The organism is Klebsiella sp. 10-1 (assembly GCF_009758445.1).
Classification (GTDB): domain Bacteria; phylum Pseudomonadota; class Gammaproteobacteria; order Enterobacterales; family Enterobacteriaceae; genus Klebsiella; species Klebsiella scottii.
In genome coordinates this window covers 807,514-831,288 of sequence record NZ_WQRE01000001.1, presented here as the reverse complement: position 1 = coordinate 831,288, position 23,775 = coordinate 807,514, and the positions used below count along the sequence as shown (strand labels likewise).

The 23,775-nt window shown below is 57.6% G+C and carries 18 protein-coding genes; 5 read left to right on the top strand and 13 right to left on the bottom strand.

Features of this window, described 5'->3' with window-relative positions:
• Positions 1–188 precede the first annotated feature (188 nt).
• The 4 genes from pncB to GO007_RS03845 all read left to right on the top strand — a co-directional run bounded on the left by pncB (position 189) and on the right by GO007_RS03845 (position 5,987).
• Positions 189–1,391 carry a nicotinate phosphoribosyltransferase gene (pncB, locus tag GO007_RS03860; RefSeq protein WP_095095729.1) on the top strand — a complete coding sequence of 401 codons (1,203 nt, stop codon included), beginning with the start codon at positions 189–191 and terminating at the stop codon, positions 1,389–1,391.
• 166 nt (positions 1,392–1,557) lie between these two features.
• Positions 1,558–2,958, top strand: coding sequence for an asparagine--tRNA ligase (gene asnS, locus GO007_RS03855; protein ID WP_095095726.1), 1,401 nt, complete (start codon positions 1,558–1,560; stop codon positions 2,956–2,958).
• A 591-nt stretch (positions 2,959–3,549) separates the two neighbouring features.
• Positions 3,550–4,605, top strand: coding sequence for a porin OmpF (ompF, locus tag GO007_RS03850; RefSeq protein ID WP_095095723.1), 1,056 nt, complete (start codon positions 3,550–3,552; stop codon positions 4,603–4,605).
• Between the two features lie 191 nt (positions 4,606–4,796).
• Positions 4,797–5,987 carry an amino acid aminotransferase gene (locus GO007_RS03845; protein ID WP_095095720.1) on the top strand — a complete coding sequence of 397 codons (1,191 nt, stop codon included), beginning with the start codon at positions 4,797–4,799 and terminating at the stop codon, positions 5,985–5,987.
• Between the two features lie 66 nt (positions 5,988–6,053).
• Here the strand turns inward: GO007_RS03845 and GO007_RS03840 are convergent, their stop codons facing one another.
• The 7 genes from GO007_RS03840 to cmoM form a co-directional block, all read right to left on the bottom strand.
• Positions 6,054–6,701, bottom strand: coding sequence for an MBL fold metallo-hydrolase (locus GO007_RS03840; protein WP_095095717.1), 648 nt, complete (start codon positions 6,699–6,701; stop codon positions 6,054–6,056).
• 13 nt (positions 6,702–6,714) lie between these two features.
• The gene (locus GO007_RS03835; RefSeq protein ID WP_045855436.1) at positions 6,715–7,266 is read right to left on the bottom strand and encodes a YcbK family protein; all 552 of its coding nucleotides are present in this window, start codon (positions 7,264–7,266) and stop codon (positions 6,715–6,717) included.
• A 303-nt stretch (positions 7,267–7,569) separates the two neighbouring features.
• On the bottom strand, positions 7,570–9,360 hold the full coding sequence (gene ldtD / locus GO007_RS03830) for a L,D-transpeptidase (protein ID WP_095095714.1): 1,791 nt from the start codon (positions 9,358–9,360) through the stop codon (positions 7,570–7,572).
• Positions 9,361–9,557: 197 nt separating this feature from the next.
• Entirely contained in the window at positions 9,558–14,006 is a 4,449-nt protein-coding gene (gene mukB / locus GO007_RS03825) for a chromosome partition protein MukB (protein WP_095095711.1), read from the bottom strand.
• Complete coding sequence (gene mukE, locus GO007_RS03820) at positions 14,006–14,710, bottom strand: chromosome partition protein MukE (RefSeq protein ID WP_095095708.1); 705 nt, start codon at positions 14,708–14,710, stop codon at positions 14,006–14,008. Before mukE ends, mukB begins: the two co-directional genes overlap by 1 nt.
• Positions 14,691–16,013 (bottom strand): chromosome partition protein MukF, encoded by a 1,323-nt coding sequence (gene mukF / locus GO007_RS03815; RefSeq protein ID WP_095095705.1) that lies wholly within the window; start codon positions 16,011–16,013, stop codon positions 14,691–14,693. Before mukF ends, mukE begins: the two co-directional genes overlap by 20 nt.
• Complete coding sequence (gene cmoM / locus GO007_RS03810) at positions 16,010–16,810, bottom strand: tRNA uridine 5-oxyacetic acid(34) methyltransferase CmoM (RefSeq protein ID WP_095095702.1); 801 nt, start codon at positions 16,808–16,810, stop codon at positions 16,010–16,012. Before cmoM ends, mukF begins: the two co-directional genes overlap by 4 nt.
• Positions 16,811–16,930: 120 nt before the next feature.
• Between cmoM and elyC the strand changes: the two genes are divergently transcribed.
• On the top strand, positions 16,931–17,710 hold the full coding sequence (elyC, locus tag GO007_RS03805) for an envelope biogenesis factor ElyC (RefSeq protein WP_095095699.1): 780 nt from the start codon (positions 16,931–16,933) through the stop codon (positions 17,708–17,710).
• Here elyC and GO007_RS03800 read toward each other — a convergent pair.
• The 6 genes from GO007_RS03800 to msbA form a co-directional block, all read right to left on the bottom strand.
• Positions 17,687–18,580, bottom strand: a complete 894-nt coding sequence (locus GO007_RS03800) for a YcbJ family phosphotransferase (RefSeq protein ID WP_095095694.1) — start codon at positions 18,578–18,580, stop codon at positions 17,687–17,689. The two genes, elyC and GO007_RS03800, sit on opposite strands and share 24 nt — an antisense overlap.
• A 140-nt stretch (positions 18,581–18,720) precedes the next feature.
• Positions 18,721–19,467, bottom strand: a complete 747-nt coding sequence (gene kdsB, locus GO007_RS03795; RefSeq protein ID WP_095095690.1) for a 3-deoxy-manno-octulosonate cytidylyltransferase — start codon at positions 19,465–19,467, stop codon at positions 18,721–18,723.
• Entirely contained in the window at positions 19,464–19,646 is a 183-nt protein-coding gene (gene ycaR, locus GO007_RS03790; protein ID WP_041144800.1) for a protein YcaR, read from the bottom strand. Before ycaR ends, kdsB begins: the two co-directional genes overlap by 4 nt.
• Positions 19,647–19,745: 99 nt before the next feature.
• The gene (locus tag GO007_RS03785; protein WP_095095687.1) at positions 19,746–20,975 is read right to left on the bottom strand and encodes a winged helix-turn-helix domain-containing protein; all 1,230 of its coding nucleotides are present in this window, start codon (positions 20,973–20,975) and stop codon (positions 19,746–19,748) included.
• A 57-nt stretch (positions 20,976–21,032) separates the two neighbouring features.
• Positions 21,033–22,013 (bottom strand): tetraacyldisaccharide 4'-kinase, encoded by a 981-nt coding sequence (lpxK, locus tag GO007_RS03780; RefSeq protein ID WP_095095684.1) that lies wholly within the window; start codon positions 22,011–22,013, stop codon positions 21,033–21,035.
• Positions 22,010–23,758, bottom strand: a complete 1,749-nt coding sequence (msbA, locus tag GO007_RS03775; protein ID WP_095095681.1) for a lipid A ABC transporter ATP-binding protein/permease MsbA — start codon at positions 23,756–23,758, stop codon at positions 22,010–22,012. The genes lpxK and msbA overlap by 4 nt, the downstream gene beginning before the upstream one ends.
• Positions 23,759–23,775: the final 17 nt, after the last annotated feature.

The window sequence follows — 23,775 nt, the reverse complement described above, 5'->3', positions numbered from 1 at the left end:
TCGACCCGGTGCAAAGCTTGTGGTGTGATCCGTGTTCAATATATTAAACTAGGCCTCGCAAATGACCGTCAGCGTCGCCATCGGCCTTCACTGCGGGACAGAGTCGGGGAATAAAGCTATACTCCGCCTCCTTTTTTCTGCTTAGGTTTTGATGGAAACGCTCCAGTGAGAGGATGCTACCGCGCACCATGACACAATTCACTTCTCCTGTACTGCACTCGCTGCTTGATACGGATGCCTACAAGCTGCACATGCAGCAGGCCGTCTTCCACCGCTATTACGATGTACACGTTGCGGCGGAGTTCCGCTGCCGCGGGGATGATTTGCTCGGCATCTATGCCGATGCGATTCGCGAACAGGTTGAGGCCATGCGCGACCTGAAGCTGCAGGACGATGAGTATCACTGGCTCTCGACCCTGCCGTTCTTTTCGCACGATTATCTCGACTGGCTGCGCGACTTCCGTTACGACCCGCAGCAGGTCACCGTCAGTAACGACAACGGCAAGCTGAACATTCGTCTCTCCGGGCCCTGGCGTGAAGTCATTATGTGGGAAGTCCCGCTGCTGGCGGTGATCAGCGAGCTGGTTCACCGCTACCGCTCGCCGGAAATCGGCGTTGAGCTGGCGCTGGAGACCCTCGAACGCAAGCTGAGCGACTTCCGGGAAATCACGGCCGATATCGATATGAGCCGCTTTCGCTTAATGGACTTCGGTACCCGTCGTCGCTTCTCGCGCGAAGTACAGCAAGCTATCGTCGAACGTCTGCAGCAGGAGCCGTGGTTTACCGGCACCAGCAACTACGACCTGGCTCGTCGCCTGCATCTGACGCCGATGGGCACTCAGGCTCATGAATGGTTCCAGGCCCATCAGCAGATCAGCCCTAACCTTGCCAGCAGCCAGCGCGCGGCCCTTGCCGCCTGGCTCGAAGAGTATCCGGACCAGTTGGGCATTGCCCTGACCGACTGTATTACTATGGATGCCTTCCTGCGTGATTTCGGCCCGGAATTCGCCGAACGCTATCAGGGTCTGCGCCACGACTCCGGAGATCCGGTTGAATGGGGCGAGAAAGCCATCGCCCATTATCAGAAGCTGGGTATCGACCCGCTGAGTAAAGTACTGGTCTTCTCCGATAACCTCGACCTGACGAAAGCCGTCGATTTGTATCGTCATTTCTCATCGCGGGTGAATCTCAGCTTTGGCATCGGTACGCGCTTAACCTGTGATATTCCACAGGTTAAGCCGCTCAATATCGTGATCAAGCTGGTGGAATGCAACGGCAAGCCGGTGGCCAAGCTCTCTGACAGCCCGGGCAAAACCATCTGTCACGATAAGGCATTTGTGCGCGCCCTGCGCGAAGCCTTCGACCTGCCGCCGATTAAAAAGGCCAGTTAATCACCACAAGGAGCCGTTCTGGCTCCTTGTTCCTTATTTATTTCCGAAAACTCTCCCTCGCGGTGCGAAATCTGCTTGTCTGATGGAAGATGACAGGTAACATAGATATCCCCCGATTGCCGGGGGAAACAGATATTTTTATTGGACTACGAATAGAGAGACTATTATGAGCGTTGTGCCTGTAGCCGACGTACTCCAGGGCCGTGTTGCGGTTGACAGCGAAGTCACCGTCCGCGGATGGGTACGTACCCGCCGAGATTCAAAAGCTGGCTTTTCCTTCCTGGCCGTCTATGACGGTTCCTGCTTTGATCCTGTACAGGCCGTCATTAGTAATTCTCTTCCCAATTACAATCAGGAAGTGCTGCGTCTGACTACCGGCTGTTCGGTCATCGTCACCGGTAAAGTCGTGGCATCTCAGGGCCAGGGCCAGAGCTTCGAAATTCAGGCCAGCAGCGTAGAAGTTACCGGCTGGGTCGAAGATCCGGATACCTACCCGATGGCGGCTAAACGCCACAGCATCGAGTATCTGCGCGAAGTTGCCCACCTGCGTCCGCGTACCAACCTGATTGGCGCGGTTGCCCGGGTGCGTCATACTCTGGCGCAGGCGCTGCATCGCTTCTTTGACGAGCAGGGCTTCTTCTGGGTTTCTACCCCGCTGATTACCGCCTCTGATACCGAAGGCGCAGGTGAAATGTTCCGCGTCTCCACGCTGGATCTGGAAAACCTGCCGCGTAACGACCAGGGCAAAGTGGATTTCGATAAGGACTTCTTCGGCAAAGAGTCGTTCCTTACCGTATCCGGCCAGCTGAACGGCGAAACCTACGCCTGCGCGCTGTCAAAAATCTACACCTTCGGTCCGACCTTCCGTGCGGAAAACTCCAACACCAGCCGCCATCTGGCGGAATTCTGGATGCTGGAACCGGAAGTGGCCTTCGCCAACCTGAACGATGTTGCGGGCCTGGCGGAAGCGATGCTGAAGTACGTCTTCAAGGCCGTACTGGAAGAGCGCGCGGATGACATGAAATTCTTCGCCGAACGCGTGGATAAAGATGCGATCGATCGCCTCGAGCGTTTCGTGTCTGCCGATTTCGCCCAGGTCGATTATACCGACGCGGTAACGATCCTCGAAAACTGCGGTAAGCAGTTCGAAAACCCGGTTTACTGGGGCGTGGACCTCTCTTCCGAGCACGAGCGCTATCTGGCAGAAGAGCACTTCAAAGCACCGGTGGTGGTAAAAAACTATCCGAAAGACATCAAGGCGTTTTACATGCGCCTTAACGAAGACGGGAAAACCGTCGCCGCAATGGACGTTCTGGCCCCTGGCATCGGTGAAATTATCGGTGGTTCGCAGCGTGAAGAGCGTCTGGACGTGCTTGACGCGCGCATGGCGGAAATGGGTCTTAATAAAGAAGACTACTGGTGGTACCGCGACCTGCGCCGTTACGGCACCGTTCCGCACTCCGGTTTCGGACTGGGCTTTGAGCGTCTGATTGCCTACGTAACCGGCGTCCAGAACGTTCGCGACGTCATTCCTTTCCCGCGCACCCCGCGCAGCGCGACATTCTGATTTTTATTACCGCTTTGTAAAAAGGGTCAGCGTAAGCTGGCCCTTTTTTATGTCAGCTATTGTTAACGAATATCAAGAAATTTAAACATCAAGCCTTCCGCTTCACATTTATGTTACTCACTATTTCGCTACCCGCCGAAACGAGAAAGCGCACCTTATGTTCATTCATGGGCGAAATGCCTGATTATTTTGCTCATTTTTTAACCACCCACCGCACAACATGCAAAGACAAACGTTGAGTAAAAAAAAAGCGAAAACCAGCCACAAAATGCACAAATCGGCTCTTATCTAAATTAATCATAATTAATTCATATAGATATATAAGCCATGACGATTTTATACGCAAAGTGGAATGGAATTTTGATTGAGTTCACAAAGTTCCCAAAAATTCACATTTTGTTACATACACTTTCTAATTGTTACTCATATGCGACATTGGTAGCATTTTCCGGCTAGCGAAACGATGTCGCGGATGGAAAGATGCCTTCAGACACCAAACTATCATCAATGGTTCTGTAAATTTTCATTGACAGAATGTATTGGCGGCAGTGGCAAGTGTTCATATAAAAATACTAATGAGGGTAATAAATAATGATGAAGCGCAATATTCTGGCAGCGGTGATCCCTGCCCTGCTGGTAGCCGGCGCAGCAAATGCTGCAGAAATCTATAACAAAGACGGCAACAAACTCGATCTGTACGGTAAAACCGTAGGTCTGCACTATTTCTCTGATAACAAGGGTAATGACGGCGACCAGACCTATGCACGTTTAGGTTTTAAAGGTGAAACCCAGATCAACGATCAGCTGACCGGTTTCGGCCAGTGGGAATATAACTTCCAGGGTAATAACACTGAAGGTAGCGACGCTCAGAGCGGCAACAAAACCCGTCTGGCATACGCCGGTCTGAAATTCGGCGATGCAGGCTCCTTCAACTATGGTCGTAACTACGGCCTGGTGTATGACGCTATCGGCGTCACCGATATGCTGCCTGAGTTTGGTGGCGACACCGGTTCCAGCGATAACTTCTTCGCAGGTCGTACCGGTGGTCTCGCAACCTACCGTAATACCAACTTCTTCGGTCTGGTTGACGGCCTGAGCTTTGGCGTACAGTACCTGGGCAAAAACGAGCACACAGACGCTTCCCGCTCTAACGGCGACGGCTGGGCAACCTCTCTGAGCTATGACATCGACGGCTTCGGCATTGTCGGCGCATACGGCGCAGCGGATCGTACCGATGCACAGCAGGCTCTGACTCGCGGTAAAGGCGACAAAGCCGAGCAGTGGGCAACCGGTCTGAAATATGATGCGAACAACATCTACCTGGCAGCTCTGTACGGCGAAACCCGTAATGCGACCCGTATTACTGACGGTTTTGCCAACAAGACTCAGGACTTCTCCATCGTTGCGCAGTATCAGTTTGATTTCGGCCTGCGTCCGTCCATCGCTTACTACAAATCTAAAGCGAAAAACGTTGAGGGTGTGGGTAACGAAGACTACATCAACTACATTGATGTCGGCGCAACCTACTACTTCAACAAAAACATGTCTACCTATGTCGATTATCAGATCAACCAGATCGATAGCGACAACAAACTGGGCGTGAATTCCGACGACACCGTCGCCGTGGGTATCGTTTACCAGTTCTAAGTTTTAATCAGTACACCCCTTCGTGATATGCCTAAAAAGCAGGACTTCGGTCCTGCTTTTCTGCGTTACTAAGGCAAAGATCGTAACTTTGGAAAACCTTCGCGCTTTTTGTCGCAAACGGTTGGCAATTGCTCATTCTCCCGTTACCCTGATAGCGGAACTCCCTTCAGTAATCACAATGGAACCTCGTCATGTTTGAGAACATTACTGCCGCCCCTGCCGACCCTATTCTGGGCCTGGCCGATCTGTTTCGTGCCGATGACCGTCCTACAAAAATTAACCTCGGGATTGGCGTTTATAAAGATGAAACGGGTAAAACCCCGGTCCTGACCAGCGTGAAGAAGGCAGAGCAATATCTGCTGGAGAATGAGACCACCAAAAATTATCTGGGTATCGATGGTATTCCGGAATTTGGTCAATGCACGCAGGAGCTGCTGTTCGGTAAAGGAAGCGCTATCGTCAGCGATAAGCGCGCGCGTACCGCCCAGACTCCAGGCGGTACCGGTGGCCTGCGCGTTGCCGCCGACTTCCTTGCCAAAAATACCGACGTTAAGCGCGTTTGGGTGAGCAATCCGAGCTGGCCGAACCACAAGAGCGTATTCAATTCCGCCGGCCTCGAAGTTCGCGAGTACACCTACTACGATGCGGCTAACCGCACTCTCGACTTTGCCGGTCTGCTGGCAAGCCTCAATGAAGCCCAGGCTGGCGACGTTGTTCTGTTCCACGGCTGCTGCCATAACCCAACCGGTATCGATCCGACCCTGGAGCAGTGGCAACAGCTGGCGCAGCTCTCCGTTGATAAGGGCTGGCTGCCGCTGTTCGACTTCGCCTATCAGGGCTTTGCCCGCGGTCTGGAAGAGGATGCTGAAGGCCTGCGCGCGTTTGCCGCGCTGCACAAAGAGCTGCTGGTTGCCAGCTCCTACTCGAAGAACTTCGGCCTGTACAATGAGCGCGTTGGCGCCTGTACGCTGGTGGCAAGCGATAGCGACACCGTCGACCGCGCGTTCAGCCAGATGAAGTCAGTGATCCGCGCTAACTACTCCAACCCGCCGGCACACGGCGCTGCCGTTGTGGCGACAATTCTCAGCAACGATGCGCTGCGCGCTATCTGGGAGCAGGAGCTGACCGACATGCGTCAGCGCATTCAGCGTATGCGCCTGCTGTTCGTTAATACCCTGCAGGAAAAAGGCGCTAACCGCGACTTCTCCTTCATCATTAAGCAAAACGGCATGTTCTCGTTTAGCGGCCTGACCAAAGAGCAGGTTCTGCGTCTGCGCGAAGAGTTCGCGATTTACGCCGTGGCTTCCGGGCGCATTAACGTTGCCGGCATGACGCCGGACAATATGGCGCCGCTGTGTGAAGCGATCGTCGCCGTACTGTAACGCCGCTGTACCCTAAAAAAAGAAGGCCGCATATGCGGCCTTCTTTATATTTAGCGTCCGGAATGGTTACCAGACCGGCATTTCATCTTGCAGGAAAGGGTTATGCAAACGCTCATGGCCTAGCGTTGATATCGGCCCGTGGCCGGGGATAAAGGTCACGTCATCGCCCAAAGGCAGCAGCTTGCGTTTAATCGCGTCGATCAGCTGCCCGTGGTCGCCGCGCGGGAAGTCGCTGCGCCCGACGCCACCTTTGAAGATAACGTCGCCGGAAACCAGCAGCCGCGACGCGTCATCGAAGAAAACAACGTGTCCCGGCGTATGGCCTGGGCAATGCAGAACCTGCAGAGAAACGTTCCCCACGCTGACGACATCGCCTTCATTAAGCCAGCGGTCAGGATGCAGCGGCTGGCAATCCTCCAGGCCGAACATCCGGCTTTGCGCAGGGAGTCCTTCCAGCCAGAACTCATCTTCTTTTTCCGGCCCGATAATCGGCACGCCGTAGTGTTGCGCCAGCTCGGCTGCCGCACCAACGTGGTCGAGATGACCGTGAGTGAGCAAAATCTGCATCAGGCTGACGCCTGCTGCCGTCACTTCCTGTTTGATTCGCTCTGCATCACCGCCAGGATCGACCAGCGCAGCAAGTCGGGTTTGCTCACACCAGATTAAAGAGCAGTTCTGGGCGAACGCGGTAACCGGAATAATACGATAGTTCATGACGCTCCTTTCGTTACCAGTGCCTTACCGGACCGGTATCAATATGCACAAAGTTGCTACGTGGGTAATATCCTACACCACCAGCGCCCATAGATAACGCCGCTTTGCGAACATTGCTCAACGAAATGCCTTCGATATGAAAATCCATGGCCTGGCCTTTGGTGTGGTAGCTATGTTTGGCTACACCACGGCTTCGTGCACGTAGCTCATCGTTGGTATCGAGGGAACGATAGCCGGAGATAAGCTGGACAGGCTTATTGGTGCCAAGTAATCCCTGCAGGCGATAAAGATGATCGAATAAACTCGGATCGATGGACTTTATTTTATTCGCGCGGAAATCACGGAAAAAATGGTTAAGTCTTGCTAATTCATCCTGAATATAGCCTCTGCCATCGAAGAATTCCGCTTTGAGTGATTCACCGGTATGCAGGTTATTCAGCGTCAAAATACGCGGTCGGGGGGTCGAGAGGGTGGCAAATGCCGGCGCAGGCAAAATGGCAGCGGCACCTAGCGCAGCGCCACCTAGCGCCAGCAGTTTGCGGCGATTAGCGTCAAATTTGTCCATGATAATCAGGTCTACAAGTAAATGAATCGAAATATACACGCCATCCTTCAAGCAGCCTCTTTATTAGCGACGTCTACTCCCCGCGCACTTAGCAGAACAAGCGTCAGGGGGTTCCCGGACCAATCGCCTCAAGGCAGTTTTAATGGTGTTGTGTAATATGCACTTCTGGCGCACGAAAGGCACCTTACCGGGCATTATTGCCAACGTCAAGGCGGCCTAACCCCAGTGAAAACGGGCCCTGTAGACGAACAGCGCCTGTTTTCACCCAGAGTTAGGACAACGAGATCCGTTGAACTACTTCATTTACCTGATTAATTGTTCGGCTTTTGCCAGAATTTGTGCGCCAGATCGCGCGGTGAGATCGTAATTGTAAATATCTGTTCTATATTGTGTCCGTCCATCAGCGCCAACAAACGCGGTGAGATAATAAAGATTCACCGGTATATTGTTGCGAATATTCACATAACGGGTATCGCCCTGCTTGAGCGCGGCGGAAATTCGCGTATCGTTCCAGCCCGCATCCTGCAGCAGCATATTTGCCAGCTCGGACGCCTTATTCACGCGCACGCAGCCGGAGCTCAACGCCCGTACGTCTTTCTGGAACAGATTGTGGTTCGGCGTATCGTGCAGATAGATAGCGTCAGAACTCGGCATGTTGAACTTATAACGCCCCAGCGAGTTGCGCGCGCCCGGAGCCTGCTGGAAGCGGAACGGGAGATTGTTCTCGGTGATGGTCGACCAGTCAACGCGGTAAGGGTCGATCGCCTCTTTGCTGTTCCAGCCGCGCATCAGGGTATAGCCATGCTGCTCAAGATAGCCCGGGTCGTTGCGCACCTTCGGCAGAATATCTTTGCGCGCCAGCGTCGGCGGCACGTTCCACGGCGGATTGACCACCACGTTATTCAGCGCGCTGCTCATCATCGGCGTTTTACGATCCGGACGACCGACGATCACCCGCGATGCCAGCACCTGGCTTCCGTCCTGGTAATAGACCAGCGAAAAGGCCGGAATATTCACCATAATGCCGGTCGACAGATTGCCAGGCAGCAGGCGCAGGCGCTGAATATTGAGCGCCAGAACGCCGGCGCGCTGCGCCGCGGAGACGTTAAGACCTTCGCGCGTAGATTGGCCAATCACGCCATCCGCCCCCAGCCCCTGCCAGGCCTGAAAGCGCTTAACGCCCTCAACTAACTGGCGATCGTAGATGCCGCGCGCAGCCGGTTTGCTTTTCTTACCTGCCGACGGACTGACAACGTCTCCCGGCAGGGTAATTTTCGCCGAATCATCCAGCATGCCGGTACGCTGTAATATCTCGCGCAGCGCGCCAACATCATTACTCCACTCTCCCGGACGCAGCGATGCGCTGCCGGTCATCTGCGGCCACGGGCGCGAATCGGCCACCAGCTGCAGCAGCGCCTGATGCATGGCCTCATACTGCGGATGATGCGGCGTGAGCCCGGCAATAAACTGCGGCAGAGAGCCGTTATCCAGCGCCAGCTGCCACTGATTAATGACCGATAGCGGCGGCGTGGCCATGGTGTAGGGTTTGGTTCCGTATAGCCAGCGGTTGCCCTGAATCGGAATACCGCTAATAAAATGCAGGTAGCCCATCATGGCGTCGGACAGCACGATATCGCGCGCCATACCGCTCACCGCGGGATCGGTCAGCAGGCTCACCCAGGCTGTAAACTGCGGCTGGAAACCCGCGATAGCGACTTCGGCCAGCTGCTGCTGGAACGCCTGCACCGCCTCACGGTTCTCCCACATAGGCTTCATATCCCTGGCCGCATACAGCGAGACCAGCGGATTCATAAAGACAGGCTTATAGTCAGCCGGAAGCAGCGCTTCAATTTCAGCCCGGCTTTTCGCGGCGACCTCTGTCGCCAGGGACTGCTCGCCGGCCATTTTCGCCACCGCGGCAGACTGGCTGTTGTTTTGGATCAGCGCAGACGAGGGCTCTCCCAGCGTTGCGGAACTGTCCGTGGGTACGACTTCAGGCTCTTCGGCCTGGACATTGAACAGTGGAGCAAATGCAAAAGCCAGGCTCAAGCTAAGCGCCGACAATTGACGACCATACCGTTTCTTTAGCAACATCCCTTGCCCCCCTGTTGACACATTGCCGCCCTTAAAAAAAGGGCTCACTCTCAGTATATAAAGGCGAAAACGCTTTTGCCTTCCCAAATGTAAAGAAGTTTAAAGATTATACAACGTTAACACATCTCATCGACTAACAAAAAGGGCGACATCATGTCGCCCTTTGATACTACTCATCGCATATTACTGCATAGCCATCAGGAAGCATCCGCCGTGCCCGGCAGCGTTGCCGGTAGCTGGGCCGCGAAACCGCGCAGGCCAACCACGTGTACGTGTTCATGGTTATTGAACACCTTACGCACCAGCTTATAGGTGGTGCCTTTTTCCGGGCTGATATTTTCCGGGGCGGCAATAATCAGCTGCATTTCCAGACGTTCGCACAGTTCAAACAGCGTGGCGATAGAACGGGCATCAAGACGCGCCGCTTCATCGAGGAACAGCAGACGACACGGCGACAGGTCTTTTCCGCGCAGGCGGCGGGACTCGTCTTCCCAGCTCTGAACGACCATCACCAGAATCGACATCCCGGTACCGATCGCTTCCCCGGTCGACAGCGCGCCGGACTCCGCGCGCAGCCAGCCGTCGGAGCCGCGGTTAACTTCCACTTCCATCTCCAGATAGTTGCGGTAGTCCAGCAGCTCTTCACCGATGGTTTGCGGAGTACGCTGGCCCATATCAATCTGCGGATTGAGGCGCTGATAGAGCTTCGCCAGCGCTTCCGAGAAGGTCAGGCGATTGCTGTTGAACAGATCCTGATGCTGCTCATGCTGTTCAGACAGCACGTCAAGCAGCGTCGAGTGGGTCTCCCGTACGTTGACGTTGAGACGCACGCTGTTGACCTGACCAAAGGAGACGCTCTGCAGACCCTGGTTGAGCATGCGGATACGGTTCTGCTCGCGCTGGATGGTCTTGCGGATAATATTGGCCACGCTGCGGGAGCTGATCGCCAGCTTCTGTTCGCGATTCGTCAGCTCTTCGGTCAGACGGCTGAGCTCGATCTCCATCTGCTCAATCGCCTCAACCGGATCGTCGGTGCGGATAATATCCTGACGGATACGCTCGCGCAGGTGCTGGTAGACGGCGACGAAGAACTGAATTTTGCGCTCAGGACGCTTCGGATCTTCAGAGACTCGCAGCACGTCACGCAGGTGTTCGTTATCCGCCACCGCCAGACGCAGCGCGCCGAGCGCTTTATCCGACATCGAACGCAGCTCGTCTGCCGAGAGGTAGGCCAGCTCGCGACGGTGCAGGCGGCGCTCAACGCCGTTGTCTTTCACCAGGCGCATCACCGCACACCAGCCAGCTTTGGCGCTGACCACCTGCTCACGCATTTCGCAGTAATCGCGCTCAAGCTTGCGCAGCCTGCGGGTCAGGTTGTCCATCTCCGCTTCGCAGAAGGTCAGGGCTTTTTCCAGCTGATTGCGCCGCGAGCGGTTATTGCTCAGCCGCGTATGCAGCTCATCACGACGCACGCGGGCGCGTTCTTCCGCCCCGCTATCGGCGCGTACGCCGATATCCTGCAGCTCTTTATACAGATCGCCCAGCAGCTCTTTTTTGGTGTCATACGAGCTTTTCAGCGAGGCCAGAACCTGGTTGTACTGGTTCAGCTGCGCGGTATGCGTACGCGTGGCGTCACGAGCCCGGCTGCGTTCGCTCTCCGCCTGCTCCAGACGCTGGCGCAGTTTTTCGTTGAGATCGCTGTTGCCGCTAAGCATCTCTGCGGAATCAGAGTAGCTAAAGTGGGCGCGGCGCTGCACCACTTCGCTGAGCGCAAACGCCTGCTGGCGCGCTTCACGCTGGGTTTGCTGCGAGTAAGCGTAATCTTCTTTCAGCTGTTCGAACTGCTCCGGATCGCTCTGCAGCACTGAGAGCATCGGTTCCAGCTTCGCCAGCTGGCCGCCGTGCTGCTGGATAAAGCGAGCCGCTTCTTCGGCTTCGTCCAGGCGCTCCTGAATCTCGTCAACGCGATCGGCCAGCGTATCGTCCGCCAGCAGGCTAAGGCGCGGCAGCAGGCGGTTAAGCGCGGAAACGCCCTCTTTCGCCTGGTCGTACTGCACCCGGTTCTGCTGGTTGTCGCTTTCATGGGCGTTAAGCGCCCGCTCCAGCTCGCCGCGGCGGCTGTTCAGCTTACGGATCTCTTCTTCCGGATCGTCTTCAAAGGCCACCGCCAGATGGCTGCCGATAAAGCGGCTGAAGGCCTGATGCTGACGCTGGGTCTTCTGCACGTCGAACGACAGGGTAGCGAAACGCTCGGACAGATCTTCCCGCTCGGCGTGCAGGCTTTCAATACGGCTTTCACGGGCGGCGCGGCCAAACAGCGGCAGCGTCGGGAAGCGCGAGTAGCGCCACTGCCGATCGGCAACCTTGACGACAACCGCTTTTTCCAGCTCATCAACGCTAAATACGCTGTCATCGAACGACTGCGGATCGCCTTCGATCAGGTAGAGATCTTCCGGGCAATCTTCCAGGCCTTCAAGCTGCCCGGTGAGCTGCGACAGGTCGGGAACCACGATGGCGTGGCGCGACGGGCCGTACAGCGCGGAGAAGTACGGCGCATCTTCAAGGCTAACGTCGTCATAAATTTCCGACAACAGCACGCCGCCAAAACGCTCCGCCAGGGCATTAAGCCGCGGATCTTCCGAGCCGCCCGGCTGGCTAAGACGTTCAATCTCTTCATCGATGGCCCGCTTACGCGCGCCGACTTCGTCGCGCTCAACGATGGCCTCGCGCTCGCGCTCCAGCAGCTGCTGGAGATATTCGGTCACGTCCTGGCTTGATTCAAACTGCTCGCCGCTCTGCTCGCAGAGCTGGCTGAGGCTGTTCTGCGCCGCCAGCCAGATCGGCGCCCGGCGCAGCAGCGTCTGGGTACGGGACTGCAGCTGCTCCAGCTCCTGACGCAGCGTCATTCGCTGCTCGCTGGCGGAGGAGACGCTGTCCGACAGGGAGGCAATCCGCGCCTCCAGCTCCTCGTGCAGCGTTTCCAGACGGTCAATATCGTAACGCTTGCCCTGGCGCTTGCAGAATTCGTTCAGCTGACGTTCAGCCTCCTGCTGCTCGCGCAGGCGCTGTTCCAGCTCGGTCAGGCGGCTGCGCAGCCCCTGAGCCTGCTCGGCGTGGTGGCGCTGGTTAACGCCATCGCGCAGCAGCTCGCGCGCCACGCTCCAGGCTTCGTTACGCGCCAGCGGGCCGTTGATTGCCGCCACCAGCTGGAAAGCCTGCTCAAACTGACCGTGCGCGGTTTGCGCAACGCTCATTTTTTGTTCCAGCGACAGCATTTTCTCCGTCGCTTCCTGCTCCTTCGCCTGGAACGTTTCCAGCCACTCGCCGGCGCTCTCCGGAGTTAAATCCGGCAAATGGCACAGCGCCTTCGCACGGTCTAACGCCTGCAGCGCCTGGTTGTACTGAATCGCGCGGGTCTGCTGTACGTCCAGCGCCTGCTGGTAGTCGGCAAGCTGGCTTTTCAGCTCATCCACTTCCAGCTCAGCCGCCTCGGCGCGAGCCTCGTTCTCTTCCTGCAGATCGGTCGCTTCCGCCACTACTTCGTTCTGCTCTTCAAGACGAATCTGCAGCTCATCGAGATCCGCTTCGTAGCGCTCGATTTTTTCCTGCTGGCGAAGCGCGGTTTGCACCAGGTTCAGATGATCGCTGGCGGCCTGATAGTCGGCCTCAAGATCGCCTTCTGCCCCGTTATGCTCCTGCAGCTCGCGGGCCATATCGACGTGCTTATACTGCTCTGCCGCCAGCTGTGCGCGGGAGGTGAACAGATCGCGACGGTACTCCAGCGCTTTATCCAGGTGGACGCGACGCTCGTTGGCGTGACGCATGTAGTCCGCCGCCACGTAGTTGGTGGCCTCGCTGATCAGGTGCTTGAACAGATCGCGGTCGGACTGCGTGACGCGAATCGCCTCCAGGGTCATGCGGTTTTCACGCAGCGCGGCTTCCATATCCTGGAACGCCTTGCGTACGCCGCTGTTTTCCGGCAGCAGGTAGTCGCGCAGCGAGCGGGTAATGGTGTTGGAGATCCCGCCGTACAGCGAGGCTTCGATCAGGCGATAGTATTTGCTGCGGTCAGAGGCCGAGCGCAGACGGCGGGCGACCACGCCCAGGTCGAACATCAGCGAGTGATAGTCGGTTATTGAGTTGAACTGCTTGAACTGCACCCCTTCTATCTCTTCCAGCTTATCTTTTAGCTCGTTGAGGCTCAGGACGCGCGCCTGGCGTTCGTTAAGGGTTTCCGTCAGCAGCTGCGTCGGCTGAATAGAGTCCGGCAGGCCCTGAATGGCAAACGGCTTGATATCGACTTTGCGGTCGCGACCGGCAATCTGCTGCAGGCGTACGCCTACCACCACGCGCTGGTGGTGAGAGTTGATAACGTCCAGCACCGAGTAGCACACCCCGGCGCGCAGCTTGCCGTGCAGGCCCTTATCGCGCGAGCCGCTGGTGGCGCCCGCTTCGGTGGTGTTACGGAAGTGCAGCAGGGTCAGGTCCGGGATCAGGGCCGTGACGAAGGCCGCCATGGTGGTTGATTTCCCGGCGCCGTTGCCCCCTGAAAGCGTGGTAACCAGTTCATCCAGGTCAAAAGTACGGGCAAAAAAGCCGTTCCAGTTAACCAGCGTTAGCGAGCGAAATTTACCGCGTTCAATCATTACTCTTCCTCCCCGCTATCCGGCTGATTCTCTTCATTCTCATCATTGAGCTGCAGGTGATTCTCCAGCGCCATCGCTTCGCCGTCGCGGATCAGGCGCTTCTGCGCCTCGCGCGGATCGTCGCCGGCGCGAACGTCAGCGCCGAAGCGGAACACCGATTCGGTAATGCGGAATTTGCTGCTGTCGTGGCCCATAAACCACACCATGCCGAGACGGCGCAGGCGGTTAAGCGATGCGCGCATTTTTTCCTGCAGCTTCTGCCTGTCGAGGTCCGAACCGGTGGAGCGGTTATTCACCAGCTTCAGCAGTTTGGCTTCGTCCGCCAGGGTCAGCAGCTCGTCGTAAAGCTCCTGCTGGGTGAAGATCCCCTCATTCGCCAGACGCTCCGGGCTAAGATAGAGGTAGCAAAGAATTTTGCCGACCATCATATCCAGCTCTGAAAGCACCGAGCGCGGAATCAGCGTGGTGGAGCGCGGGCGCAGGTAGAAGAACCCCTCCGGCGCGCGGATCAGCTCAACGTTATAGCGAGCGTAAAACTCCTCCAGGTAATCCTGAAAATCCATCAAAAATGCGTGATTATCCAGTTCGTCCAGGCCGATATGGCGACCCGCACGCAGGGCGCTATCCAGCGCCGGAAATAACGGATTGCCCAACGCCAGCGCCAGTTTAACTGGCATCACTTGTTCAATATTTGTCGATGACATGCGCCTGTACCTTGGCTCCGTAATCATTAATCGGCTGCCATTGTGCCGGCAGTCCGGTGAAATCTGCTTGCGCTACGCCCAAACGTACCGCCTGATCGACGACGATTCTCGCCACATCGAAGTGCCGCGCGCGCGGATACTGCGCCAGATACTCGCGCACGACCAGGCCGAGATCCAGCGGCAGCCCTTTGTCTTTATAGATAACCAGCTGCGTTTCAATGAGGGCCGCCAGCTGTTCACGAATTTCATTAAACTCTTCGTACTCCAGATCCTCAGGAAGCTCCCCGGTGACCTCTTCATCGAGCAGCGCCATCTCTTCATCACGCATATCGAGCAGGCGGTCGGCGCTGGCGTGGGTCAAGGCCCAGGGCGCATCGAAGTAGGTCTGCACCGACTGGCGTAGACGCTGAGCAAATACGCGGTTTTTATCCATATCAATGGCGGTACGGATAAATTTATGCACGTGGCGATCGTAGCCGATCCACAGGTCGATCGCCTGCTGGCCCCAGCTAACGATGCGATCGAGCTTGCTTTGCAGATCGAACACCAGGCGATCGACGAAATGCAGGTCGTCCCGCGCGATAGTCGAGTCCTGGATCCGCAGCAGGTTAGCCTGCAGCTTATCGCCCGCCGCGTCCAGCGTATCCTGCAGTTCGCGCAAAGTCCCGGACGTTTCCGAGAGCAGCAGCTCGCAGCTGGAGATCGCCGCCCGCCAGTCTTTGTTCAGCAGCTGGGCGATGTCGTCCTTCACCAGCTGCTGCTGTTCATCCATGATTCTCTGGGTCAGATCGATGCTGTCAAAAATTTCCGCCACCGAATATTTCAGCGGCGCAAAGACGTTACGATGCCAGTGAAACTCATCTCCGCCCTCTTCCGCAGAGTCGGCGGCGCGCTTGAGCTCGCCGGCGACGATCGATAGCTGCATCGACAGGCGCAGCGTGGAAAACTCGCGCTGGCGAATATAGTAGTCGGTAATCCCAATACCTAACGGCGTCAGGCGATAAATGGCATTGCCTTCCGTGAGTTCGCTGGTAAAGCGGTTCAGCAGACGCTGGCGCACCATATCGTTAATCGCGTTATTGGCGCGCTGGCTGATGGTTTCGCTGGTCTGCTCAAACGCATCACTGACGTGGCGGAACGCGTCCACCAGTTCTCCCTCGGTCATTTCCCCTTCAAGCCGCTCGCCGTTCAGCGTGGCAACCGCCAGCAGAAAAGAGAGTCTGTCGACCGGCAGCGAAATAGAAAAATCATTTTTTCTGGCCCAGGCAACCAGTTCGGGGACTGTCTGGGAAAATTCACTCATACTTTATCCTTGCATCGGCAGCTCTGAGCCTGGTTCTTAATCGCGGTGACGTGAATATAGCGGCCCAGGCTGATATACGGCTCCTGGCGACAGTAGCGCGTCTCCAGCTCCAGCAGCGCCGCAAAATTGTCGCGCTGTCTGCGTTTTTCACGCAGATAATCATGAAACACCCGCACGCCGGTTTTGCCGGTAATTTGCCAGCCCTGCTCTTCCAGCCAGCCGTACACCTGCTCCGGCGAACGCGGATAGTCCGGCGATAGCGTGCGTTTTTTCTTTTTTGGCATCCCGATCTGCACGTAATCGAAGTTTCCGACGACCATGTTGTGCATCAGCAGACCGTTAGCATTGTAGAACATTAGCGACAGCGCGCCGCCGGGACGCAGCACCGACCACAGCACCCGCAGCATCTCCTGAGGCTCGGCCACCCATTCCAGCACCGCATGAAACAGTATCAGATCGACCGGGCTTTCCAAATGCTGCTCAATATCCTGAGCCGCGCATTGTACAAAATGCATGTTGTCGATCACACCTTTATCGACTGCCGCCTGCCGGGCGCGAGCAATCATCTCGGCAGAAAGATCGCACAGCGTGACGTGATGACCCATCTGCGCAACCTTTACCGCCGTTTGTCCCTCGCCGCCGCCGGCGTCGAGAACGCGCAGCGGCCCGGGGCCAAGCCGCTCCAGCAGCGGCTGCAGATCCTGCCAGAGGATGGCCTGACGCAGTTCGCCCTTGGTGGTGCCGTATATATTGCGCGAAAACTTTTCGGCAATGTCATCGAAATTGCGATCCTGCACGGGCGACTCCACAAGCCAACACAAAGCCGCTATTTTGTCATACCCGCGCTGAGAGTGAAGCGATCTGTTATAAGATCGGGGCATAAGTTTGGTTATGTGGTTAAAAAGGACCCATCTGGCATGCTTTTTACGCTGAAAAAGTATCTGGGGGGCATGATGCTGCCCCTTCCCCTGCTGCTGATGCTGATCGCTTTCGGCATCGCGCTGCTGTGGTTTAGCCGTTGGCAAAAAACCGGCAAGACCTGCGTCAGCATCGGCTGGCTGCTGCTGGCCCTGCTCAGCCTGCAGCCGGTGGCCGATAGCTTACTCAAGCCGATCGAAGAGACCTATCCGACATGGCGCGGCGCGCAACGCGTTCAGTATGTGGTGGTGCTCGGCGGCGGGTATACGTGGAATCCGGACTGGGCCCCCAGCTCGAACCTGATTAACAACAGCCTGCCGCGGCTGACCGAAGGGATCCGCCTGTGGCATGAGAATCCGGGATCGAAGATTATCTTTACCGGCGCGGCCGCCAAAACTAACCCGGTCAGCACCGCGCTGGCCGGCGCCCGCGTCGCGCAGAGCCTCGGCGTGCCGGCCGGCGACATTATCGTCCTGGATCGGCCAAAGGATACGGAAGAAGAGGCTCAGGCGGTAAAACAGGCGATTGGCGATGCGCCTTTCCTGCTGGTCACCTCCGCCTCGCATCTGCCGCGAGCGATGATCTTCTTCCGCCACGCCGGACTCAATCCGCTGCCGGCGCCGGCCAACCAGCTGGCGATCGAATCGCCGCTAAATCCGTGGGAGCGCGCGATCCCGTCCCCCTTCTGGCTGATGCACAGCGATCGCGTCGGCTATGAAACCCTCGGGCGCATCTGGCAGTGGCTAAAAGGCGCGTCAGGCGAGCCAGGGCAGGAGTGATTTCGCGGCTAAATCAAAGCGGGCGCGATCGAAGCGCCCGGTATTGACCAGGCTGTCGACCTCGTCCCACAGCAGGTAGAGCCAGCGCCGCCAGAGGAAGGATTCCGCTACCGGCGCGCGGTGCAGATAGTGCCACAGCAGCTGTTCCGCCTGCCCGCCGTCGCAGAGGCGAAACAGCTCATATTCGCGCGGCGCCCACAGCATCATCCCCGGCCCCACCATTGCCAGCAGCTGGTCGCTACGCGCGTCCTTCAGCATGCTGCGCAGCGTGAAGCTGCCGTGCACCAGCACGCAGTTATCATTGAAATCTTTAAATAATTCGCCAAGGCACTCCCGCGAACGGAAGAGGATCCGTTTGTCCTGCATCGTCAGGCCGGTATCCTGATAAAGGTTAAGCGTCCCCCACAGAACCTCCACCCGCTGGCGATACCAGTTTGGCCACAGGTTTTCCTGCGTACTATCAACCACCCCGACGCAGCCGCCGCTATCCTGACGGTGCCACGACAGCAGCGCTTCGACGATCTGCTCCTGCAGCTGCTCCCAGCGCTGCGGAGTGCGGGCCGGGGCTTCGACGGAGACGCCGCGCAGCCGCTCAATCAGCAGGACATCCGGCCCGGGCTGCTCTTCATGCGTCATTACGCCGTACACCACCGGCATACGTACGGAGCCGCTGCGGGCCAGCGTTGATATCTTCCACGCCAGCTGGCGCGCGACGCCGGGCGTGGTGAAACTTCTCGCCAGCAGCGGCAGCGGATTTCCCTGTGCATCATAGAGCGCCCACAGCGCCGTCAAGGGCTTCTCGCTAACGCACTCTACCCGACTGAGTTTTTCGCCCAGCAGGTGGCTCAGCTCGGTTCGCAACTGTTCCATTTGAATTACCCTCATGAATACTACTGGTTTCATCATGAGCGTCGGTCGCGAGGTTGTCATCGGGTGAGATCAAAAATTGCGGCAAAAAGTATGGAAAAATAGCCTGAGGATATCCCCTCCTGATGGAGGGGATCGGGGAGTTAACGCAGTTCGGCGCGAACGCGCTCCAGATCTTCCGGCGTATCTACGCCGGTACCCGGGACAACTTCGGCCACCGCGACATGGATTTTTTCGCCATACCACAGCACGCGCAGCTGCTCGAGCATTTCGATTTGCTCCAGCGGACTCGGCGCCCAGCTGACATAGCGGCGAATAAAGCCGGCGCGATAGCCGTAGATCCCGATATGGCGCAGCAGCGAATCGCCGATGGCGTCGCGGGAGTGCGCAAAGCGATCGCGATCCCAGGGAATCGTGGCGCGGGAGAAGTAAAGGGCGTAGCCTTCGGCATCCATCACCACCTTCACCGCATTCGGATTGAACGCCTCTTCGGCATCGTGAATCGGCACCGCCAGCGTCGCCATCCCGCAGGTGCTGGAGGCCAGATTCTCAGCGACCTGGCGCACAATCGCCGGCGGGATCATCGGCTCGTCGCCCTGAATATTGACGATAATCGTCTCATCGCTGAAGGCGCACTTCTCGACAACTTCCGCCAGGCGTTCAGTGCCGGACTGATGATCGGCGCGCGTCATGCACACTTCGCCGCCGGCGGCTTCCACCGCGCGCGCCACCTCTTCATGGTCGGTAGCGACGATAATACGCTCGGCCCCGGACTCGCGCGCGCGCTCCAGCACATGGACAATCATCGGTTTGCCGTTGATATCCTGCAATGGCTTGCCAGGCAAACGCGTGGAGGCAAAGCGCGCAGGAATGATGACCACAAAACTCATGAATGGCTCTCTCCAACGGCTAGCGAGCGGGCTTCGGTTTCCAGCAATACGGGGATTCCGTCGCGCAGAGGAAAAGCCAGGCTGTCAATTTTGCAGATTAGCTCTTGCTTATCCTGGCTGTAATACAGTTTACCGTTGCAAACAGGACAGGCGATAATTTCAAGTAAACGGTGATCCATGTTTCCTCCTGATGGACCAAATAGATTCCGCAGCAGCATAGCACAGGATACCTGACGCCGCGCTGCGTTTGGCGATGCGGCCGGGCGGATGCCGGCCGCTCAAATAGCGTCGAGCTGCCACCCCTGCCGGCGGTCGACAAAGAGTTCCGGCGGCAGGAGGCCGAAGCTAACGCGCTCGGCCAGCTGCCAGCGGGCGAAATCGTCAATCGCCCGCCGCAGGCCGTTCTCCAGGCCAGAGGTCACCTTGACGCCCTCTTCCAGCCATAACGAGAAAATTTCCAGAACCCCGGTTTTGCGATGCATTTTGCTGTCCATACGGCCCACCAGCCTGCCCTGATGCAGCAGCGGCAGCACAAAATAGCCATACTGGCGCTTTGACGCCGGCGTGTAGCACTCGAGGCGGTAGCTAAAATTAAACAGCTGCTCAGCGCGCTTACGGTCCCAGACAACCGGGTCAAACGGCGACAGCACCGCGCTATGGCTCGCCGAAAGCTTACCGCCCGGCGCCGCTTCCAGCTGCTGCAAAGCCTCCCGGTGCAGCCACATATCGCCTAGCCCCTCGACGTTCACCGCCGTCACCAGCCCCTCTTCCTGCCAGTTCGCCAGCAGGCCCGCAAGCGCTGGCTGGCGCAGGCGATAATAGTCGGCCAGCCACTGCGGGCGGAAAATACCCAGGCTGCGGACGCTATTGCGCAGCATAATCTCTTCAGCCTGCGCCTGCGACAGCGCATCGCGCGCATCATCCCAGTGCGGCATCACCCGCTGCGTCAGGTCGTAAACCCGCTGAAAGTTGCGCCGTTCCACGACCATCACTTCGCCGGCGGTAAACAGCCCCTCCAGATGACGCTTGTGCGGCTTCCACTCCCACCAGCCGCTGGCGCCTTTACGCGGATGGCTAAAGTCAGCTGAGCGTACCGGGCCATTTTGCGCGATGTGCTCCAGCAGCAGCTGAATGTCATCCGCATGCTCCTTCATCCACCCTTGATGATACTTCCAGCCCATATTATCCGGCGTCAGCATGCGGTGGCGCACCAGCGAAAAATCGCTGCGCGGTAAAAAGCAGGCTTCATGAGCCCAGTATTCCATGAGTTCGCCCACGCGCAGCGCCTCATCCAGCCAGCTTTGCGGATAGCTGCCGAGGCGGCTGAAAAGCACCAGATAGGGGCTGCGGGCGACAACGTTGATGGTATCAATTTGCAGCAGCGACATCTGGCGAATAGTCTGCAGAACGTCGGCCGAGCGGGCGCGACGCCGGGGCTTTTTCAGCAGGCCCTGCGCCGCAAGGTGAAGATGGCGGGCTTCTTTAAGTGAAAGCGTTAGTACCGACATGCAGGTTCTCCGTCAAGGACCCCGATACAGCGGCACCGAAAGCAGGCGTGGCGAAAACTAACGTTGCGCCAGCGTGACCAGATCCGTAAGCAGCCGCTGCGCGCGTTCATCCGTCATTATGGCGTCGACGGGCAGATACCACCAGCTGGCTTCGGCAAACGCCCGGCATTTCACCGCGTCTTTCTCGGTCATCAGCAGCGTTTGCCCCGCGGTCACCAGCGCGGAAACGTCGGCCCGGGTGAGGGCCTGATGATCGGCCAGCGCCACGGTTTTTACCGGCTGCACGCCGCAGCTTTCGAGGGTCGCAAAAAAGCGCGGCGGATGGCCGATCCCGGCCATCGCCACGACGTTATCAAAGCTCGCCACGTCACGCCGTTCGCCGTTTAGCACATTCACCGCCTGTCCGGGGCGCAGCTGCATGGCTATCTCTCCCGGCCGCGCGACGCCCCCGTTAGCGATAATGGCGTCAACGCAGCGCAGGCGTGAGGCGCGTTCGCGCATCGGCCCGGCCGGCAGCCACCAGCCGTTGCCAAAACGGCGTACGCCGTCAATAACCACGATTTCTTTATCGCGCGCCAGCGCGTAGTGCTGCAGGCCATCGTCGGTGACGATAAGCTGCAGGTCGTGCGCGGCCAGCAGCGCCCGCACCGCATCGCTGCGCTGCGGGGAGACCGCCACCGGCGCGCCGGTGCGTTGATAAATCAGCACCGGCTCATCGCCGGCTTCCGCGGTTGCGGTGGTGTTATTGAGCACCAGCGGGTAGCTCGCCGCCTTGCCGCCGTAGCCGCGGGAAACAACGCCAACGCGGATCCCGCGCTGCTGCAGCTGCTCCACCAGCCAGATGACAACCGGCGTCTTGCCGTTACCGCCCGCGGTAAGATTTCCGACAACCACCACCGGGACCGGCGCCCGCCAGGCTTTCTTCAGCCCCAGCCGATAGCTGAGCCGAATCAGGCCGCTCACCAGGCCGTAAAGCCAGGAGAGCGGAAGCAGCAGTCGCCATAAAGGCGACTCACCGGACCAGATGCGCGCGATCATTGGCCAAATTGCATTTTATGCAGCTGAGCGTAAACGCCGCGATGTTCCAGCAGGTCAGCATGGCTGCCGCGTTCAACGATGCGTCCATCTTCGACCACCACGATTTCATCGGCTTGCTCAATGGTTGACAGGCGGTGAGCGATCACCAGCGAGGTGCGGTTTTTTTGCAGCTCGTCCAGCGCCGCCTGAATGGCGCGTTCAGATTCGGTATCCAGCGCCGACGTTGCCTCATCGAGGATCAGAATGGGGCTGTTACGCAGCAGCGCGCGCGCGATGGCGATACGCTGACGCTGACCGCCGGAAAGCAGCACGCCGTTCTCGCCGATGACGGTATCGAGGCCGTTATCCATTTTACTGATAAAGTCCATGGCATAGGCCATCCGCGCCGCCTCTTCGATCTGCTCGCGGCTGTACTCTTCGGTGCGCGCGTAGGCAATGTTGTTGGCTACGGTATCGTTGAACAGGTGCACGTTTTGCGAAACCAGGGCGACCTGATCGCGCAGAGAGGCCAGGGTGTATTCACGCAGATCGTGACCGTCGAGCAAAATCTGGCCTTCATCGATATCATAAAAGCGCGTGATCAGGCTCGCGATTGTCGATTTACCCGATCCCGAGCGCCCCACCAGGGCGACGGTTTTGCCTTCCGGAATATCCAGACTGATATTGCGCAGCGCCGGAGTTTCGCGGCCTGGATAGGTAAAGGTGACGTTATTGAACTCAAGGCTCCCCTTCGCGCGCTCGATAACCAGCTTGCCTTCGTCTTTTTCCTGCTCGGAATCAAGAATAGCAAACAGCGTCTGGCAGGCGGCCATCCCGCGCTGGAACTGCGCGTTGACGTTGGTAAGAGACTTCAGCGGACGCATCAGGGCGATCATTGAGGAGAAGACCACGGTAATCGTACCGGCAGTCAGCGTTTCCATGACGCTTGGGAAGCTGGCGGCGTACAGCACAAACGCCAGCGCCAGAGAGGCGATCAGCTGAATGATGGGGTCAGAGATGGACGATGCGGAGACCATTTTCATCCCCTGCAGGCGCATTTTGTTGCTGACTTTATCGAAACGCTTGGTTTCCACGGCCTGGCCGCCAAACATCAGCACTTCTTTATGCCCTTTGAGCATCTGTTCCGCGCTGGTGGTCACCTGGCCCATGGTGTTCTGCATATTCTTGCTGATGTTACGAAAACGCTTGGATACCACGCGAATCGCGACGGAGACGATCGGCGCCAGCACGATCAGAATCAGCGACAGCTGCCAGCTGTAGTAGAACATCATGATAAACAGACCGATGATCGACGCGCCTTCGCGCACGACGGTTATCAGCGCGCTGGATGAGGACGACGCAACCTGTTCGGAATCATAGGTAATACGCGACAGCAGCGTCCCGGTGGACTGCTTATCGAAGAAGGAGACCGGCATCCCCATCATGTGGCTGAATAAACGGCGTCGCATGGTCATCACGACCTTGCCGGAAACCCACGAGATACAGTAGCTCGATATATAGCTGGTGACGCCACGCAGCAGCATCAGCCCAATAACCACCAGCGGCATCCACAGCAGCACTGAGCGATCCGTTTTACCAAAACCATCATCCAGTAACGGTTTAAGAAGCGATAGCATGAAGGTATCACTAGCCGCGTTAAAGACTAACGCAATTGCCGCGACGATCAGTCCGGTTTTAAATGGCGCAATAAGCGGCCAGAGGCGGCGGAAGGTCTGCCACGTGGAGAGATCTTTATCATTCTGCATTCAGTAAACCAGCTTAT

Bases quoted from the DNA above. Each gene is read 5' to 3' on its own strand.
- GO007_RS03840 (WP_095095717.1), bottom strand. From the start codon at position 6,701: ATGAACTATCGTATTATTCCGGTTACCGCGTTCGCCCAGAACTGCTCT.
- asnS (WP_095095726.1), top strand. From the start codon at position 1,558: ATGAGCGTTGTGCCTGTAGCCGACGTACTCCAGGGCCGTGTTGCGGTT.
- GO007_RS03835 (WP_045855436.1), bottom strand. From the start codon at position 7,266: ATGGACAAATTTGACGCTAATCGCCGCAAACTGCTGGCGCTAGGTGGC.
- mukE (WP_095095708.1), bottom strand. From the start codon at position 14,710: ATGTCATCGACAAATATTGAACAAGTGATGCCAGTTAAACTGGCGCTG.
- ompF (WP_095095723.1), top strand. From the start codon at position 3,550: ATGATGAAGCGCAATATTCTGGCAGCGGTGATCCCTGCCCTGCTGGTA.
- ycaR (WP_041144800.1), bottom strand. From the start codon at position 19,646: ATGGATCACCGTTTACTTGAAATTATCGCCTGTCCTGTTTGCAACGGT.
- lpxK (WP_095095684.1), bottom strand. From the start codon at position 22,013: ATGATCGCGCGCATCTGGTCCGGTGAGTCGCCTTTATGGCGACTGCTG.
- mukB (WP_095095711.1), bottom strand. From the start codon at position 14,006: ATGATTGAACGCGGTAAATTTCGCTCGCTAACGCTGGTTAACTGGAAC.
- pncB (WP_095095729.1), top strand. From the start codon at position 189: ATGACACAATTCACTTCTCCTGTACTGCACTCGCTGCTTGATACGGAT.
- kdsB (WP_095095690.1), bottom strand. From the start codon at position 19,467: ATGAGTTTTGTGGTCATCATTCCTGCGCGCTTTGCCTCCACGCGTTTG.
- GO007_RS03785 (WP_095095687.1), bottom strand. From the start codon at position 20,975: ATGTCGGTACTAACGCTTTCACTTAAAGAAGCCCGCCATCTTCACCTT.
- GO007_RS03845 (WP_095095720.1), top strand. From the start codon at position 4,797: ATGTTTGAGAACATTACTGCCGCCCCTGCCGACCCTATTCTGGGCCTG.
- msbA (WP_095095681.1), bottom strand. From the start codon at position 23,758: ATGCAGAATGATAAAGATCTCTCCACGTGGCAGACCTTCCGCCGCCTC.
- elyC (WP_095095699.1), top strand. From the start codon at position 16,931: ATGCTTTTTACGCTGAAAAAGTATCTGGGGGGCATGATGCTGCCCCTT.
- mukF (WP_095095705.1), bottom strand. From the start codon at position 16,013: ATGAGTGAATTTTCCCAGACAGTCCCCGAACTGGTTGCCTGGGCCAGA.
- GO007_RS03800 (WP_095095694.1), bottom strand. From the start codon at position 18,580: ATGGAACAGTTGCGAACCGAGCTGAGCCACCTGCTGGGCGAAAAACTC.
- ldtD (WP_095095714.1), bottom strand. From the start codon at position 9,360: ATGTTGCTAAAGAAACGGTATGGTCGTCAATTGTCGGCGCTTAGCTTG.